The 17,337-nt window shown below is 53.6% G+C and carries 12 protein-coding genes and 2 pseudogenes; 13 read left to right on the top strand and 1 reads right to left on the bottom strand.

The genetic code is table 11. The features are described from left to right. Positions 1-5 precede the first annotated feature (5 nt). The 9 genes and pseudogenes from NKI52_RS22600 to NKI52_RS32760 all read left to right on the top strand — a co-directional run. Positions 6-1,472: a hypothetical protein gene (locus NKI52_RS22600; RefSeq protein WP_352699678.1), complete on the top strand. Its 1,467-nt coding sequence runs from the start codon at positions 6-8 to the stop codon at positions 1,470-1,472. A gap of 55 nt (positions 1,473-1,527) precedes the next feature. Then, complete coding sequence (locus NKI52_RS22605; RefSeq protein WP_352699679.1) at positions 1,528-2,298, top strand: FkbM family methyltransferase; 771 nt, start codon at positions 1,528-1,530, stop codon at positions 2,296-2,298. Positions 2,299-2,326: 28 nt separating this feature from the next. Continuing rightward, positions 2,327-3,217, top strand: coding sequence for an FkbM family methyltransferase (locus NKI52_RS22610; RefSeq protein ID WP_352699681.1), 891 nt, complete (start codon positions 2,327-2,329; stop codon positions 3,215-3,217). Between the two features lie 13 nt (positions 3,218-3,230). Continuing rightward, entirely contained in the window at positions 3,231-4,592 is a 1,362-nt protein-coding gene (locus tag NKI52_RS22615; protein ID WP_352699683.1) for a lipopolysaccharide biosynthesis protein, read from the top strand. Continuing rightward, positions 4,589-5,443, top strand: coding sequence for a glycosyltransferase family 2 protein (locus tag NKI52_RS22620; RefSeq protein WP_352699685.1), 855 nt, complete (start codon positions 4,589-4,591; stop codon positions 5,441-5,443). The genes NKI52_RS22615 and NKI52_RS22620 overlap by 4 nt, the downstream gene beginning before the upstream one ends. Before the next feature lie 121 nt (positions 5,444-5,564). Then, positions 5,565-6,725, top strand: coding sequence for a glycosyltransferase (locus NKI52_RS22625; protein WP_352699687.1), 1,161 nt, complete (start codon positions 5,565-5,567; stop codon positions 6,723-6,725). A gap of 544 nt (positions 6,726-7,269) precedes the next feature. Beyond that, positions 7,270-8,103: a glycosyltransferase family 2 protein gene (locus NKI52_RS22630; protein ID WP_352699689.1), complete on the top strand. Its 834-nt coding sequence runs from the start codon at positions 7,270-7,272 to the stop codon at positions 8,101-8,103. 11 nt (positions 8,104-8,114) lie between these two features. Next, positions 8,115-9,068 carry a UDP-glucuronic acid decarboxylase family protein gene (locus NKI52_RS22635; protein WP_352699691.1) on the top strand — a complete coding sequence of 318 codons (954 nt, stop codon included), beginning with the start codon at positions 8,115-8,117 and terminating at the stop codon, positions 9,066-9,068. Positions 9,069-9,393: 325 nt separating this feature from the next. Then, positions 9,394-10,302 (top strand): annotated as a pseudogene (locus tag NKI52_RS32760) (IS66 family transposase); the annotation flags it as partial. Positions 10,303-10,661: 359 nt separating this feature from the next. On the opposite strand, the pseudogene NKI52_RS32765 reads toward NKI52_RS32760, so the two are convergent. Then, positions 10,662-10,986 (bottom strand): annotated as a pseudogene (locus NKI52_RS32765) (hypothetical protein); the annotation flags it as partial. Between the two features lie 525 nt (positions 10,987-11,511). Between NKI52_RS32765 and NKI52_RS22660 the strand changes: the two are divergent. From NKI52_RS22660 to NKI52_RS22675, 4 genes are all read left to right on the top strand, one after another. After that, positions 11,512-13,845, top strand: coding sequence for a ubiquitin-activating E1 FCCH domain-containing protein (locus tag NKI52_RS22660; RefSeq protein WP_352699695.1), 2,334 nt, complete (start codon positions 11,512-11,514; stop codon positions 13,843-13,845). An 820-nt stretch (positions 13,846-14,665) separates the two neighbouring features. Further along, positions 14,666-15,148 (top strand): hypothetical protein, encoded by a 483-nt coding sequence (locus NKI52_RS22665; RefSeq protein WP_352699752.1) that lies wholly within the window; start codon positions 14,666-14,668, stop codon positions 15,146-15,148. Between the two features lie 561 nt (positions 15,149-15,709). Further along, complete coding sequence (locus NKI52_RS22670; protein WP_352699697.1) at positions 15,710-16,519, top strand: tyrosine-protein phosphatase; 810 nt, start codon at positions 15,710-15,712, stop codon at positions 16,517-16,519. Further along, positions 16,519-17,301, top strand: a complete 783-nt coding sequence (locus tag NKI52_RS22675; RefSeq protein WP_352699699.1) for a polysaccharide biosynthesis/export family protein — start codon at positions 16,519-16,521, stop codon at positions 17,299-17,301. Before NKI52_RS22670 ends, NKI52_RS22675 begins: the two co-directional genes overlap by 1 nt. Positions 17,302-17,337 lie beyond the last annotated feature (36 nt).

The following is a 17,337-nucleotide window of genomic DNA, read 5'->3' on the forward strand; positions in this document are numbered from 1 at the left end:
CAGACATGACAGCGGAAATCGTACCATTCGTCGTATTGGCGATGGCCGCCGTGATTGCAATGCTTTTGCCGCTCGGAAAGGACCTTGCGGTACCAGCATTTCTGCATGCATGGTTCGCGCTAACTCCAAACATAGGCATAAATCTTCCGCTCAGCAAGCTTCTGTTTGGGCTTCTCATTTTAAAATATCTCATCCACGGGCGCTTCGATCCTGTAAGGTCGTCACCTTTCCTAATCTATATTCTATTGTTGGCGTCCGGATTGGTAGCCGCATTCATTTCGCTGTCTGTGACAGGCTCAGGCGTTGAATTTGTAGGCGGCGCGTTTCGTAATGGCTGGCTTCGCGTATTAATAGCGGTAATAAGCCTGACATTAGGCTTTGCGCCTATATTCCTGCTTTTGGCAAAAGGGATCGAAATACCTGCCCGTTTTTTAATTCGGTGGATATGCATTTCTTTGCTCACATTGTGCCTGATTGGGATTGTTCAGTTCGCGGTTTTTGTAGCTACCGGGATCGACATTTTGCCGCTGGGGCTTTTTATGGGAGCCGAAGAACTGCGAACGGGTTTGGTAGCTGTCGGCGGCTTTCAGTACATGAGACCTGCCGCTCTTGCCGGAGAGCCTAAGAGCCTTGGAATTATCGCTTCCGTGCTCTTGTTGATGTTAATTACGATGGGCAGTCAGATTTTTCGTTCCAAGTTGATCAGGTATGTTGCCTCCGCGATGGGCTTATTGACGATCCTTCTCACCCAGTCTACCTCGGCCTTTGTGTCGTTAGGTCTAGGATTGGCTATTTACTATGCTTTGAGAACTATAGGGCGTCCCCTTCGTACTCCAGAGATAATATCGCTATACGCCATTGCAGCGGTTGTTATCCTATCTGTGTTCTTCGGGAGGGTTGCGGGGATTGACACCATTGGGCTATCTGTGACCAACATGGACGCTCCGGACAGTTTTATTTCTCTCATGAAAAGTCGAACTCTGGATAGACTGGAAGTCGAGGATTTCGACGTCATAATTCTCAAGTCAATGCTCGACGATCCCTTGTCAATTGTGGTCGGCAGAGGGATGGGCCTTGCCCATCTTTTTACAAACAATTACGTTCCCGAAGTGTGGAGATACTATGTACAAGATCGAGTCATATTTCCTAAGACAGGATTGACTTTCTTTCTTGCGAACGGAGGGGTTGCTTCGGTTCTGTTGTTTGTATTATTGATGGCGAATCTTACACCTGCACCTCGAGACAAAAATGAGCTTTTGGGAAAGAACCTATGGCGGCATCTCACTTTGATTCAGAATACTGTCATTCCGCTCATGTTTCTCGCAATGATACGTATTTACGTGTTCGAACTGTCGCTGTTAATTGGCGCGATCCTTACACTGAGCCTTCGTCAAACTATAAACACCCGTAGCCAGATACATTTTTCATGGGCCAATCGTAGCAGGCGAGAGTCTGCACCGACCTCTATTTAACGCGCTGGCACCGACAACGCGAGGTCGCCCGCGGCAAAAACACCGGAGAGAAAAAGTGCGACTGGATTCATTGAAGTTACGAGCCCGAAATGCTGCTCGTCGTGTTGGACTTGAGATTAAGCCAAGCAATCTCCATTCGCGATTCGACCTTAGGCTTGTGGAACTTCTGAACGCAAAACAAGCAACGGTCTTGCTCGACGTGGGCGCGAACCGCGGCCAATTTGCCACTGAGATTTTGAAGTCCGGGTATGGCGGAACCGTTGTGTCATTTGAGGCCTTACCTCACGTCTACCAAGAGCTGTCAGCCTCAGCCGCTGCTTTCGGGAAACGGTGGGTGGTTGCCCCTCGGGCTGCACTTAGCGACTCAGAGGGCCACGTCAATTTTAATGTGACCAAGAACTTCGCGAGCAGTTCCCTACTTCAGCCAACCAGTTACATGCTGGGGAAGGGCGAGCCACTCACGATTTTAGAGACCATTGAGGTTCCCACTAGGCGCCTAGACAATTTGGTCAGCACGCTCGGGCTGGTCGACGAGTCCTTCTTCCTGAAGATGGATGTTCAAGGTGCAGAGCACCTCGTTCTTGCGGGCGCGCCTGAAATCATAAAGCGCTCGGTTGGGGTGCTTTTGGAGGTTCACCTAGTCGACTATTATGAGGGGCAGCCGACCTGGAAGCAGTTGGACGACATCATGACGTCAAACGGACTGCGTTTGTGGGACGTTCACCCTTTCCTTAGAGGAGTTCACGGCAGGCTTGAGGGGATGGATATAGTATATGTTCGACCAGATGATGCGTCGGTAAACGCTGGCCCGAGCGCGCTAGGGTGAGATGGCCGTTAAAACAATTGGAGTTAATATGAAAACAAAACTACAAAAGGTGACGTTGGCGAGTGGTATTGTAGCATCGCCGCTGTTTTCGCTTTTATCGGCTGCTACTAAGTCACGGGCTGCCGCAAAGCTTGCGCTTCGCTTTGATCCTGAAAATTTTCGTGTAATGGCAGCAAGCCTCGGGACACCGGCGGAGAACAGACTTCTTTTTTCGCAACTTTTAATAGCCGCAAAGCTGGTGGCTAGAGTGAATGTCCGGAGTGGTGCAATATTGAAAGAGGCCGTTTCGTTTTCTAAATCGCAGCTTCTTCAGGATGCGTTTTGTCTTGCGGCCACCGCCGGAAAGACGAATGGTTTTTTTGTCGAAGTTGGTGTCGGGAACGGGGTCGACCTGTCGAATACGCACTTGTTGGAAAAGAAGTTCGGTTGGAGCGGAATTTTGGTAGAGCCCAATACATCGTACCATAAGGGTATCCGATCGGAACGTTCCGCAATTTTAGACGTCAGAGCCGCTACGTCTCGCTCCGGCGATTTTTTGACGTTCGAAGAGATGGAAGGCGAGGGGATGCACTCGCGGCTTGCTGGAACAAGTAGTGCTGCAGCGACGGGTGAAGTCAAAAAGTATCAAGTCGAAACGGCGTCGCTCGACAGCATCTTGGATACGCACAATGCGCCTGATGTTATTGATTATGTCTCGCTCGATACCGAAGGCAATGAGATGGATGTGTTATCTGGCCTCTCCTTGGCTAAACGACGAGTGAACGTTTTCACAGTTGAACATAATTTCGAACCTAGAAAGTGCGATAATATTAAGAGCTTTCTCGGCCAACATGGATACGTTCCAGTCTTCGAAGACGTCTCCCTATTCGATGTTTGGTTCGTGCATAAGTCCGTCGCAGCTAATCTAGATGTCGCATAGAAATGAGACGGGTTTGCCGACTTCAAGCTCAAGAATTCGACAGATTGCTTCGACGGCCGCGCTTGGCAGCGTGTCAGGGGTAATAAGGGTACTGGCGACGCTGGTAACGTTTCCCTCCCTTCTCTCCTACCTTGGGCAAGAACGTTTTGGACTTTGGCTGTTGTCGCTGTCACTTATGGGGCTTTTGGGATTTGCGTTTTCTGGCACCGCTGGGGCGACAATCACGGAGGTTAGCCGGTCGCTCCAAGATCCATCCAAAAGATCTGTACGATTGGCGGCAACGAACGCGACTGCCATTGCTCTCGTCTTCGGCTCGATCTGTGCCATAGTTGGATCGATCGCTTGCTGGCAGTTGGATTTCGCTCGCATTTTTGGGCTTGAGGCAGCAGTGCCAAGAGCCGAGGTAAATTCGCTGCTGCTTGCTTTGTCGATCCTGCTGGGGTTCGGATTCCCCGCGAATGTTCCTAAGTTCGTGCTTATAGGGATGATGCAGGGGCAAACAGCCTACAGCATTGAACTGGTAGGTATAGCTGTGGCCGCAGTGTCATTACTTGTTGCAATTCATCTACAGCAATCTCTCGCAGTGTTGGCAGTCGCCTTTCTGGGACCGCAGTATTTTTTGATGATAGTGGGCGGAGGATTTAAGTTATATCTGAACGAAGTGCCCATTTTTTCTCGAGCCTATTTTGTGAGAGACAAATTTCTTGTAATGCTCCACGAGGGCTGGAAACTGGCGCTCGGGCAAGCTTCGTTCGCGATCGCGTCTCATACAGATCTGACTTTGATCAGTGTCGTCGTTGGTGCCGCTGCTGCAGCACCTTACGGTGTTGCTCAACGAGTTTTTGGCGTTCCCATCATGTTCTTGTCGATGGGCAACGACGCGCTTTGGCCTGCGCTCGCGAAAGCTGATGCGAACGGCGAAAGCCGTTGGGTCCGTCGCGCCTATCTATATACGCTAATCACCATGGCGTTGACGTCTATGACAGCAGGTATCGGTATCTGGTTCCTGTATGAGCCCTTGACGCGCCTCTGGCTCGGAACGCGCGTTGAGACGGATCCGCTTCTACTGTTTGGTATGGCAGTCTACATAGTACTTACGATGGTCGTACACACAACTGCTACGTTGCTTCGATCCATGGAAATGACCACTGTTCTGACGCGAGCGCTGGTTGCAATGATGTTGCTAAATATTCCACTGTCGATCGCATTTATATATTTAATTGGATCACCTGGTGCGATCTGGGGAACGAATATTTCGTATATTGTTTGTCTAGTGATACCATTTGTAAAGATAATCCCTCCGTTGCTTTCGCAGCGAGAAGATTCGGATGACAATAGAGGGAATCGGAAAGTGTCAACGTCAGGTGTATTGTGAAAATATCAGTTGTCATACCGTCCTATAATCAGGCTTCATTTGTGAAAGAAGCTCTAGTCTCTGTCCTGGAGCAAGACTATGCAGAAAAAGAGGTTTTGTTTTTGGATGGGGGCTCGACTGACGGCACGATGGAAATAATTGAACCGTATCGAAGCCAACTTGCCGTTTGTATTAGTGAAAAGGATAGCGGCCAGAGCGATGCGCTCGCAAAGGGGTTCGCGCGTGCGACGGGTCAAATTCTAACATGGTTGAACACCGACGACGTGCTCCTGCCGGGAGCGCTCGCGGACGCTGCACGAGTGTTCGACAATAACCCCACAGCTGAGTGGGCATTCGGAAACGTAATATGGGTCGATGCCGCCGACAAAATTTTGCGATGTCGTAAAGGGGAGGTATGGGGGAAGACGGCAGTGTTTCTCGGTATGATGACAGCATGCGGGCCGTCTGCGTTTTTTAGTCGCAGCTTATATGAGCGCGTTGGTGGAATTAATCGGCAACTCCACTACATGATGGATACGGAGTTGTGGTGGCGCTTCTCGCTTTGCGGCTCGAATTACGTCCGTTTGCCCCGATATACGTGGGCCCTGCGGCTCCACGAAAGCGCAAAGACGTCGAGCCACATGTTTTCTGATCCAAATGACCCGAACCAGTTGCGCATTGAGACCGCTAAAGCTCAAGAAAGAGAACACATCGCGGGGATTAAAGGCGCGAACGAGGTTCGATCGGGACCTTTGATGGCACCGTTCCGAATTGCGCTCAAAGCGGCTTCACCAGGCTACATCTGGTCATATTTGGATAGTTGGCGTTGGCGGGGGCGGTCTCTGAGTATGTTCCTAGAGCAGATGCGATGACGTGGAAGGTGACCGTCTGGTCGGCCGATAGAAGCAGCGTGCCAGCGATCAATTTCGAACGGGAGGGTTATGCCCGTGTGGCCAGATCCGGTTGCGACTGGTTAATCGCCGAGGAGGTGGCTTGACAGCTCGTTCGCTGCGGATTGTTCATACTATCGCGTCGATTGAGGAGGAGGCCTCTGGTCCATCCTACTCAGTACCCGCATTGGCTGCCAATCAGGCCCTTCAGAACGAGGATGTTTCCGTCTACTCGATCGGCGACCCTGGCGAATATCTGCGCGATGGGTTCTGTCACCGGCGCTTCAAATCTGACTTTCAAGGATATCCGGTTTTGGGGCGGATGGCAGTGTCCAGTTCGATGCTACAGTCTCTGAGAGTTGCAATGCCGGACATCATACACAATCACGGGCTTTGGTTAATGCCAAATGTCTACGCTGCATGGGCAAGGAATGGATCAGAAGCGAAGCTTGTATTTGCTCCGCGTGGTATGCTTTCTCCTGTCGCCCTTCGTTTCTCGACCGCGCGCAAGAAGGCGTTTGGTGCGCTTTTCCAAAATCGAGCCTTGTCATCAGTCGATCTCTTCCACGCAACCAGCGAGCAGGAGTACGAGGATATTCGGGCCTTTGGCCTGCTGGGGCCGGTAGCAATTGTACCAAACGGGATTGACGTGCTGCCGCGTGGCTCCGCCGCCAAGCCCAAGGAAAAAATCGTGATTTCGCTTGGTCGAATTCACCCCAAGAAGGGATTAGACCGCCTCATTCGCGCTTGGTCCTTGCTTGAGGCAGATTTTTCTGATTGGCAGTTGCTCGTCCTTGGCCCCAGCGAAGGCGGACACGCGGACGAACTCAAGCGGCTCGCCGCCAGTTTGTCGTTGACGAGTGTCCAGATCCGCGAGGCGGTGTACGGGAACCAGAAGCGAGAATTGCTTTCTCTGGCGGAGCTCTTCGTTTTGCCGACACTCAGCGAAAACTTTGGCATGACCGTTGCGGAAAGCCTTGCGGCCGCCACGCCTGTGATTTCCTCCAAAGGCGCCCCTTGGCAAATGTTGGAAACGAAACGCTGCGGATGGTGGATTGATCATGGGGTCGAGCCACTGGCGTCCTGTCTGCGGTTAGCTATGTCGATTTCTCCAAACGAACGCATCGCTATGGGCCGTCGAGGGCGAGAATGGATGCTGCAGGACTTCTCATGGCCTTCCATTGCAACTCGAATGAGGGAATCTTACCAGTGGCTAGTTGGTAATCGGAAAGCTAGGCCGGAATGGATTCGGGTGCTCGAATAGTAGACTTTGAAGAGAACCGCCGTATGGTCAAGTGGAGTAAGCGCGACCAGGTAAAACGCGTATTATGGACTTTGGCTCATCCGCTATTTGTACTAAGCCCAAGGCCGTTTTGGGGATGGCGCAGGATGCTAATGCGGCTCTTTGGCGCGACCGTCGAAGACCACGTACATGTTTATCCTACTGTCAAAATTACCATCCCGTGGAATTTGCATCTAAGAAGAGGTGCGGCGATAGGGGACAATGTTATTCTATACGCGCTTGGTAGGATTGAGGTCGGCGAGGGCGCTGTCGTATCACAACTGGCGCATTTGTGTGCCGGAACGCACACCTTTCGGGATCCGCGTATGCCGCTTGAAAAGCAGCCGATAGTCATCGGGGCGGGGGCATGGATTTGTGCTGATGCATTCATTGGTCCTGGTGTGACGATAGGTGCCGGAGCGATTGCTGGCGCTAGGGCCGTCGTGATGAGGAATGTTGACGAAAACTCGATTGTAGTCGGAAACCCAGCAAGAATAGTTGGCCAACGCTGAAAGGCCGTAATGTCGTGATTCCTGTTACCGTAGTCATACCAGTAAAGAACGAAGAGGCGAGTATAAGAAGATGCCTATCGGCGTTACAGCGATTCACAAAGATCGTCGTTGTTGATTCTGGGAGCACAGATGCTACCGGAGAAATTGTCGCCAATTTTGGTGTCGAACTTGTGAATTTCTCATGGAATGGGAGTTACCCAAAGAAGAGAAATTGGATGCTTATGAACTACAAATTCACCACTCCTTGGGTGTTATTCTTGGACGCGGATGAGATCATATCTAGTGAATTTTGCGACGAAATTGAACGCATTCTTGATGGCGCTGTGGAAGATGGCTTCTGGTTGAATTACACAAACTACTTTCTCGGCAGGCCCCTGCGATTTGGTGTTCCTCAGAGAAAACTTGCGCTGTTTAGGGTCGGTTCTGCCTACTATGAACGGATCGAAGAGGACCGTTGGAGTAAGCTCGACATGGAGATTCATGAACATCCGATTTTGATCGGCAAAGTCGGGGAGATATATTCGAAGATAGATCATCAAGATTTTCGGGGAGTCGAGAAGTTCGTCGACAAACATCAGGACTACGCCAAATGGGAAGCCAAGCGATACCTAGCCATCGAGTGGGAGAAAGGCGTAAGTCACCTGACCGCCCGGCAGAAATTTAAGTATCGAAACATTGGGCGGTGGTGGTATCCACTCTTTTATTTTCTATATAGCTATTTAATTCGGCTTGGCTTTCTAGATGGATCAGCCGGATTTGCGTACGCGTTCTATAAATCCTGGTACTTCTTTATGACGAGAGATCTGATTGCCGAAAATCGAAACGGGCATGCCCCTACCTGGGCATAAAGGAACGAAACATGACGAGAACCTATGGCAATCGCAAACGAATTCTTGTTACAGGGGGAGCCGGATTCCTAGGCTCGCATCTGATAGACCGGTTAATTGACGCGGGACATGAGATTTTGTGTGTCGACAATCTTTTTACCGGCACGAAGAGAAATGTCGATCACTTGCATAACAATCCACGTTTTGAATTTCTCCGGCACGATGTAACGCTCCCACTATACGTGGAAGTCGATGAGATCTATAATCTTGCTTGTCCAGCTTCGCCTATTCATTATCAGCACGATCCCATTCAGACGACAAAAACATCTGTACACGGCGCGATCAACATGCTCGGTCTGGCCAAACGTCTTCGTTGTAGGATTCTCCAGGCGTCAACTAGCGAAGTCTATGGTGATCCGGTAGTTCACCCGCAACCTGAGGAGTACTGGGGGCACGTAAATCCAATAGGGCCGCGATCATGTTATGATGAGGGCAAGCGGTGTGCAGAGACTCTATTTTTTGATTACCATAGACAATTAGGGCTCGAAATAAAAGTGGCCAGGATATTCAACACTTACGGTCCGCGAATGCATTTGGCGGACGGACGGGTGGTTTCGAATTTTATAGTCCAGGCACTTAGCGGTCGCCCTATTACGATCTATGGAGACGGAGGTCAAACTCGCTCGTTCTGTTATGTGGATGATCTGGTTGACGGCCTGATAAGACTCATGGACTCAGATACTTCGGTGACCGGACCGATTAATATTGGGAATCCGACGGAATTTACCATTAGCGAGTTAGCCGAAAGAACGCTGCGTATGACCGGCTCTTCTGTTCCAATCGTTAAGATGGCTCTACCTCAGGACGACCCGCGGCAGCGGCGGCCCGACATCACCAAGGCCAAGGAGGTGCTGAGGTGGGAACCAAAGATAGAGTTGGAAGAGGGACTCCGTCGCACAATTGAGTATTTTAGGGAAGTTGTGTGATTGAGGCTGGAGTGGATAGCTTCCTTCATGCTGTTTGCTGATCTGCGTCAACGATGATCTAAATAATCAATATACGACCTGTCTCCCGGCCAATGCTTTTCCAACTGTTGCTCGCCGTTGAACTTTCATCGAATGAGATTAGAACTCGACCGTCTCTGTTGAGCTGTTGGGCCACAGGTTGAGCAATCGGCGACGACGCGGAGCCTTCGATCAGCGCTGTGTCGGACCCCGGTCACAGTGGTGACAGGGTGGTCTGATCAAGGTCATCTGGCATCACGGCCAGGGCGCCTGCCAGTGTGCCAAGAAGCTCGAGCGCTACGCGGCTGGACCGGACCCTTTGCCGATGATCCTGTGCGAGAATTTCGCCGAGCACCGGCCACTGAATCGGCAAAGCGAGTGCTATGCTCGCGAGGGCATCAGCCTCTCCACACTGACCGATCAGATCGGAGCCTGTGCCGCTGCCGAAGCCGGTGCACGCGTTAATCGAGACGATGAGCTTGCCGCCGATCGGCTTCATGGAGATGACAGTTCCGATTTTGGCCCGCGGCGATACCGATACAGGCCGTTTTTGGACCTATGTCAGGGCCGACCGGCCGACCGGCGGGTAATCGCCGCCGGCAGCACTTTACTGTTCCTCGTGCGATCGGCGGCTGGGAACATCCAGAGCGTCATGAAGACCTTTGGCAGCATCCTGCAGGCGGACGCCTGCAGCCCTGCAGCGGCTACGATCCACTCTTCAAGGCAAATCGTGGCCCCGGTCCGCTGATCCAGGCGCTGTGCCGGGCCCATGCAGGGTCTCGCGGCCGAAATACTCCTGCGAAACCTGCCGCTTGAACTCGACGCTGTGGGTTCGGTGCTTTGCCATGGGCCTTCATCCTCTGAAAGCCCGGCTGCCCGGTCAAATTACCGAAAACCATCCTGTCCGGCCCGAGGGGCCCACTCCAGCGACGGGGCCAAATTTGTCTCACGAATGACGCCGCCGAACGGGCGCTGCGTGGTTTGCTCTCGGCAGGAAAGCTTGTTGTTTGCAGGCTCCGATTGAGGCGCCGATCGGGCCGCGTTAATGGCGACACTGATCAAACCGCCAGCTCAACGACGTCCTCTGCAAGCCTGGCTTACAGACGTCCTCGCCCGCATCGCCGACACCCCAATCACGCGGCTCGATGACTTGCTTCGATGGAATCGGAGCCCCTTGACAATCGCAGCAGATAAAGCTGGCTGCTGGGCCTCATAAACCAAGAGCACTGCGCAACTCTTGGCGTGAGCGCTCATGGTGCCAGCCGCGTGAACCAGGGTCAGAACAGCTCCTCCGCATGCTGCAAGCCATTTGACTTCGCCTTGTTTGCTGGAGTCGTGATTAGCCCCTTCTGGTGAACGCGATCCGAAGCATACCAATCGACCCTCCCTTCCAGGCGCGCCTCTCGTCATGTGGCGTCAGCCAAAGCAGGCCCAGAAAGCATAGTCGATCCTGTCGGTGCCGATCTATAGCGCGGCGATCTGGGAGAATCTCATCCTGATCGCCGCGCCGCAGCCGATCTCCATGCCGGCAGTCTAACACGGGAAAAGACGCCTGCCGCGGTCCACCCGGATGGTCGACTCGACATAGCCGCTCTGCATCGGCTCGTCCGGCGCGATGTATTGCCGTTCCACCTGATGATCCTTCACAAGGCGAAGATGGCGTTCGAGGTGAACTCGGTGCACAGACGACAATGCCGGGCCCCCGCTGCGGGCGATTAGTTCCGTCAATTCACACGCCACCCCGGCGCCCCGGAGATCGACGTATCCGGATCGCCGCCAGGCATTCGCGCTCGACGATGTTGAGTGCGCGGAACCTCCGGCCGCAGGCGAACTGGTCGTCGGCGAAATCCACCGGCCATCGCGCGTTCGCTTCGACCTGGATCAGGATCGGAGCCCGACTCCTCATGTCGATCAGATTGAAGTGATCAATCGGCAGAGGCATGGAGGCATGGGCGCTGGTCTCGGGAAGAGAAGAACCGGCTGGTCGCGGCGCCGTTTTGAGCCTCGGGCCAGTGTTTCCGAAATTGCACGATCGGCAGACGTTCATAGAGGTCACCTTTCTCAGGTGCCGCAGGCAGCTCTGTCAGATTTCCGCGCCGACCGCGCTACGGCTCTTTGCGGTGCCCGGTTGGCGAGATCTGACAGGCCGTTCTTCCAAGCCGAGGACGGCAACTCTTAAGAGAATTGGACACAGCGGCGCTGCTCCTTCTTATCTGGAGGAGGTAGCGACCCTGTCACGAAGTCAAAAAGCGAGAATGGCAGGCGCTTTTCGTGCGACGGCAATAGCGGAAGCACTAGTCCGTCATTGGCTTCCTTCGTCACGTGCTTTTGTCTCGCCAACTGCAAAATGGTTTCCTATCTGTCTTGCACACTCAATCGAAAAAAAGGCTGTTAGTTGGGAAAGCGAATAACGAATCGTCGTTCATTGTTGAAAGCCGCTCCGATCGTCGCATTTGCCTCACGTGCTCCCACCTCGTCGGCGGCCGAAGCATTTGCTGTGTCCGGCGTCGGCGATGCGTCACATTCGGCGAAGCAAGGCAACATCCCCACCTACGCAGCGAAGACTGTGGCGTCGGGTCTTAGTATTCCTGTGGGGACCAAGCTGCTTCGGGTCGAAGGGTATTCAGCCGTGGGAGACGGTGGCGCGGCACTGTATAGGAGAGTTGTTTCTCAACCTCTTCACGCGGGAAAATTCCAGTCGCTCGATGGGGCATGGTGGGAGATCGCAGAGTCAAACCTCAATATTCAGATGCTTGGAGCGGTCTGCGACGGTGTGACGAATGACGCGAGTTCCTTTTCAGCCGCTGTCAACTTGGCTCTGCTGCTCAATAGCTCATTGGAGTTGCCGGCTGGCCGGGACATAAATATTGCTAACGCGGTCTCGTTTGAAATCGCCGCCGGGAAGGTTCTGCGCATCTTCTCGCAAGGGGGCGCGCGGCTGCTGATCAACAGCGGCAATCCGTGCGTGAATTTTCATGGAACGACCGTCGCAACTGACTTGGCGTTGACGTCGCCTGTGGAGTGGGGCGATCGAACGATAGGGATTTCCAGCGCCGCCGGCATCCAAATTGGCGACCTAATCTATCTCGACACCGATACACCAGTTGAGTCGTCGTATGGCTACCATAAGCAGATGCTCGGCGTGGTCGGATTGATTTCAGGGAACAAGGTCTCTCTGGCCGAACCGAGCAATTTTGATTTCGCTCTGACTGAGACTTCAATCTCTGTGTACCGCTCAGGTTACCTCACACTTGAAAGGGTCAGTTGGAGGTGCGTGGCCGGTACTCGTTTAGACTTCACAAATCTCCGAGCGCCATATTTCTGTGGCGCAACGCTAGAAGGTGACAGCGCACAGGGAGAACCGGGCGGGATCGATTGCCTTATAGTCAGTAAGTGTGAGGGCGTGCTCGGCGAGCGGCTGCGGCTTCTCAATAGCCGCTACGCAATCAATGTTTCCAGTGCTTCAGCGAATAGCACATTCCGAGACATCTATGCGGAGGGATGCAGACATCCCATAGACGCAAATTCCTGGGCTCGAAACACTCTTGTTCAACGATTGGAGGGCCTCAACAATGTAGCCAGCGTTGAATGTCATCCGTCCTTTGAAACCAAATTCGAGGACATCACCGAGACGATGCTCCCTCGCCAAGAAGCGCCGTCAGTAGGGCTTCGCTGCGTGGGTGGCCACGCCAAACGGGTGAAGGCGACTGATCCCTCCGGGGCGCTCGTGGCCGGCGGCGGCGGCGTTCTGCTCCTCCCTGCGTACCGGTATCTGGGCCAACTTTACGATCGGGTTTACGAGGACGTCGAAAGCCTTCATGGTGGTCTTGGCGCTACGAACGTGCGTGGCTTGTACATCACACGGTGCAAGGTTCCGACCATTGACGTCGATGCCAGGACAAGCTTCATAGGGTTTGTGGAGGTTGATGAACAGTCAGTCGCAGCCGCTAATGTTCGCAGGACAATCCAAAGAACTGCACAGCGAGCAGAGCCGATTCTGCTAATCGCAACTGATGAGTGGGGCGCGAGGGGTTCAGCGATTGCGATCACGGGCATAACCAGGGCTAACCCAGCGGTTGTAACCGCCCCATCACATGATCTTTCAAACGGTGACGTAGTCAGAATCGATGGCGTTGAGGGAATGACGCAAGTCAATAAGTTAACATTTACAGTGATTAATGTAACAACTGACGGTTTTGAATTGTCAGGTCTGGACAGCAGCATCTATCGCGATTACTCGTCAGGCGGAAAACTGGCGCCTGGCGTCAGAATGAAAACCGCGTCAGTAAAGCAGGTTCCTTACCTAGGTTGGTCACCAGTACTTCACTACAAAGTGGTTCTGCATTCATCGAATGCTCATGCGGGGGCAAAAAGTATCGTGATCCCCTTTAAGTTGAAGCATAATTATGGCGTCCAAGAAATTGGAAACGGATATCGACAAATCGAGCTGACGTTGCGAGCCTTTTCGCAAGGGTGTGGCATGGCGGTTATCAAGTACCCTTTATTCGTCTGCCAGGGAAGCGCGAGTGTGCTTGCAGTTGGTTCAGGGGTTGACCTGGGGAGAACGGGGGGCTTGAGGGCCACAATAAGCAACTCAGCGCCGCACTTTTCCACGCAAATTGTGGATGAGGGCGGAGATCCCGGCTTGGACTATGACCAATTCTACGTAACTGCTGACGCTGTGATCAACATTGCTAGATCAACCGACATAGTAGACCTTGTCGAGCTTGAGGTTGTCGAACGTCGAATGGGCATTTGACGTCCACCGGTTGCCTACAGCACACTAGCGGCGGCGGTTTCCCGAAACCAGTGTGTTGGGGCTCGACCGAAGTCGGGTGACCTTTCTTCGGCGCGCCGTAACAGCCGTTGTCTGTCGGGCACGAGTATCATCACAACGATTTTCCTCACCTGTGCTGATCGCGCATTGGGACTCACCTGACGACCCGTCAGACCTGGCACGTGCGAAATCCACGATTCCTCGTTCACCTGCAACATCCTAGACGGGTCGGTGCACGCTGAGCGCTTCGAGTCTAAGCGCCATCCAGGCAGTTGATGATTGCGCGTCGCGGCCTCAACGTCGTGCTGTCCGGTGCCGCATTTGCCAAGCCTCAACATCCACGCAAATCCTCGTGATCGCGTCGTTGGGCAACGCCTCACCTCCCGCGGCATGCATCTGTGTGTGTGGTGGTTATCGAAGCGAGACGCGAGACCCTGTTTGGACACCCCACTCAGGCGGGCTCGACCTACAGGTCTTGCGCGCAAGGTTCATCTCCCGTTTCGGACGAAAGGGTGGGCGATATAAGGACACGGTCGATTACAAGATTTTGTGTAACGCGTCGGAGCGACTGTAGCGTTACCGGCCACAAGGAATGGCAGATCGGCCCGCCCGTAGCCTGCTATTAGCCGGCTGTAAAGATGACTCGTTACGATATTCTAATAGTGTGTTCAATCAACCACACCGAAACCAAAAATTATCTCGCAGATGCGAAACGGGTTGGAATTGGCGCAGAAAGCTGTTACGCGCTTTTGAGTACCTTAGCGGTTGGGTGGGCCTCAGGTAACGTGGGACAGAAGGATTGATGCGGATGAACCTAGTTTTGAAAAGTGCGTTGGCCGGAGTTGTTGTGTTGGCCGGCTTCGCCCCGGTGTCGTCTTTCGCGCAGGATGGGTCGTGCACCTGTGCAACCGCCTATAACGGCGTAAATCCGATTGGATCGCTCGGCAGCGTCAATGGCGACGTGATGATCTCGCAGGTGGCTGGCTATGGCCCGGCGCAAGCGGGCGGTGCGCTCGATTTCGGCAGCCGTGTCGTGGTTGGCGCCAAGGGCTCCGCTTCGGTTAATGTCGGTGGCTGCAATCTGAGCGTCCCGGCGAACTCGACCCTCGATATCTCCCGCGTCGAGAACAAGATTTGCCTCAATGTCCTCGGTTCTGAGCACACCGCCCAGACGGGCAATACCAACACAAGCAACAACACGCCGCTCTTCATTTTTGGCGGCATGGCTCTTGGGGCCGGTATTCTGGCAGCGACGGCGGACAAACATCACGGCGTCAGCGACTGAGCTGGCTGTAGACAACAGGATAATGGCAGCAGAGGCGCGGTGCGCTTCTGTTATGTGCTTGTTGTCGGTGACAGGAGTGCCATGGCTTATACGCTGGTGTATCGGTCGGATCGCTCAAGCCTAAGGCGACGTGCGGATGTCTGGGGCTGGCGGCTATATCGGGATGAGGACTGGAGCGCCGGTCCATCCCGGCGCTTGTGTCCCGACTGGATCGAAATCTTCGGCTTTGCTGCGTGTCGGTGCGAATTGCGGTTTCGACATTCCGGTGACGATCAAATTCGATCCCATAGAAGGCGAGATGAACAGAGCGCTGGATACACAGAGCGCTGGATACATTGGGCGTGGGCTCTCTCCTTGCCCCCAATTCTATTGGGCGCTGTTGTGGGTGCGGCGCTGGTCATCGGCCTGTATGATGACAACTCTGTCAGCCAGTAGCTGGGCCCGGGCATTCATCTTATTGCATGAGCTTGACGAACGCGTCACTCGCCGTCCTGCGGGCGACGCATTTCTGGTTTTTTGCGATGACGTCGCCATGTTGCTTCGTTGTAGTCACAAACGCTCATGATCGATCTGCATTCCCATATTTTGCCCGGCGTCGACGACGGCTCACCCAGTCTTGCCGAGTCGCTGGAAATGGCACGACTGGCGGTGGCCGACGGAACGACCCACATGGTGTGCACGCCGCACGTGACCCCCGGCGTATACGAAAACGAAACATCGAACATTGTTCGGGCGGTTCAGGAGTTGCACCGGGCGCTGCGCCACGCGGCCATACCGCTAGCTCTTTACGTCGGCGCCGATGTTCACATAGCGCCGGATCTTCCGGACCGGTTGGCGGCCGGCAGTGTGCCGACTTTGAACAGGTCGCGCTATTTTCTGTTCGAACCGCCGCATCATGTCTTACCGCCACGGATGGAAGATCTTGCTCTGCGCCTCATAACCGCCGGTTTCATTCCGATTCTTACTCACCCTGAGCGTTTGACCTGGATCAAAACGAATTACGACGTTATCGAGAGGTTGAATGCAGTCGGCTGCCTTATCCAGCTTACCGCAGACTCGATTGTTGGTGCTTTTGGACGCACGGCGCTTTATTATTCGGAAAAGCTGATTGACGAGGGCAGGGTGGATATTATCGCATCCGATACGCATAGCGCTACCCGCCGGCGTCCTGGGCTTTCGCAGGCGGTTGCTGCTGCTGCCAAGCGATGTGGGGAAGACGAGGCCCGCAATATGGTGTTGAAACGTCCGACCGAAATATTGGCGAACCGGCCCATCGAGCCGGTCGGAAAAGCACGTCCGACAAAGCCAAACGCCGGCAACGGCGGCCGGTTTGGCGGATTTGGCCGGTTGTTCAAAGGCGGGACAGCGTGATGGGCATTTTTCGTTTTGCACGAAGCCATATGGGTGCGGTATTCGTCTTGCTCGTTTCACTCGCAACGTCGGCATGCACGAGCACTTCGGCGACAACACCATCCTCGTCCGTTGATGCGCTTCAACTGACATCGTCGTCCACGCCACTTTCAGGCGGCGGCGCTCTGCGGGTGGTGAAGGAACTGCCTGCGCCGCAAAACACACAGAACGGCAGCGAGCAGCCTCTGTCTCCGAACGATGTGCTCGAGGTAAATGTGTTTCAGGTCGACAATTTAAACAGAACGGTTCAAGTCGACTCTGGTGGCCAGATATCGCTTCCGCTTATCGGCACCATTACCGCGGCAGGAAAGACCGTCCGTCAGCTGGAGCAGGAGATCGAGACCACCTATGGCGCCAAATACCTGCAGTCACCTGACGTGACGATTTTCGTAAAGGAATCGATTGGACAACGCATAACCGTCGACGGCGAAGTCAACAAAGCCGGTATTTATCCGGTGACGAGCAATTCTTCTCTCATCGATGCGATCGCACTTGCTGGAGGATTCAACACCGTTGGGGATGCAAAAAAGGTCTTTATCTATCGCAATATCGGCCCAAACACATTGGTTGCTAACTACAACGTTGAGGAGATTCGTGGTGGCAAAAGCCGCAATCCACGCATCTATGGCGGCGACAAGATTGTGGTCTTCGCCTCGAAATCGAAAATTGCGATGAACAATCTCAAGGACGCCCTCGGTGTCGCGTCAAGTGCAGCTCGGCTTGCTGTGGTTCCAGGCTTGTGATTCACGGCCAGTCAAAATCTAGACGAATTTAGGATA

Source organism: Mesorhizobium sp. M0590 (genome assembly GCF_040320905.1).
Lineage (GTDB): Bacteria > Pseudomonadota > Alphaproteobacteria > Rhizobiales > Rhizobiaceae > Mesorhizobium.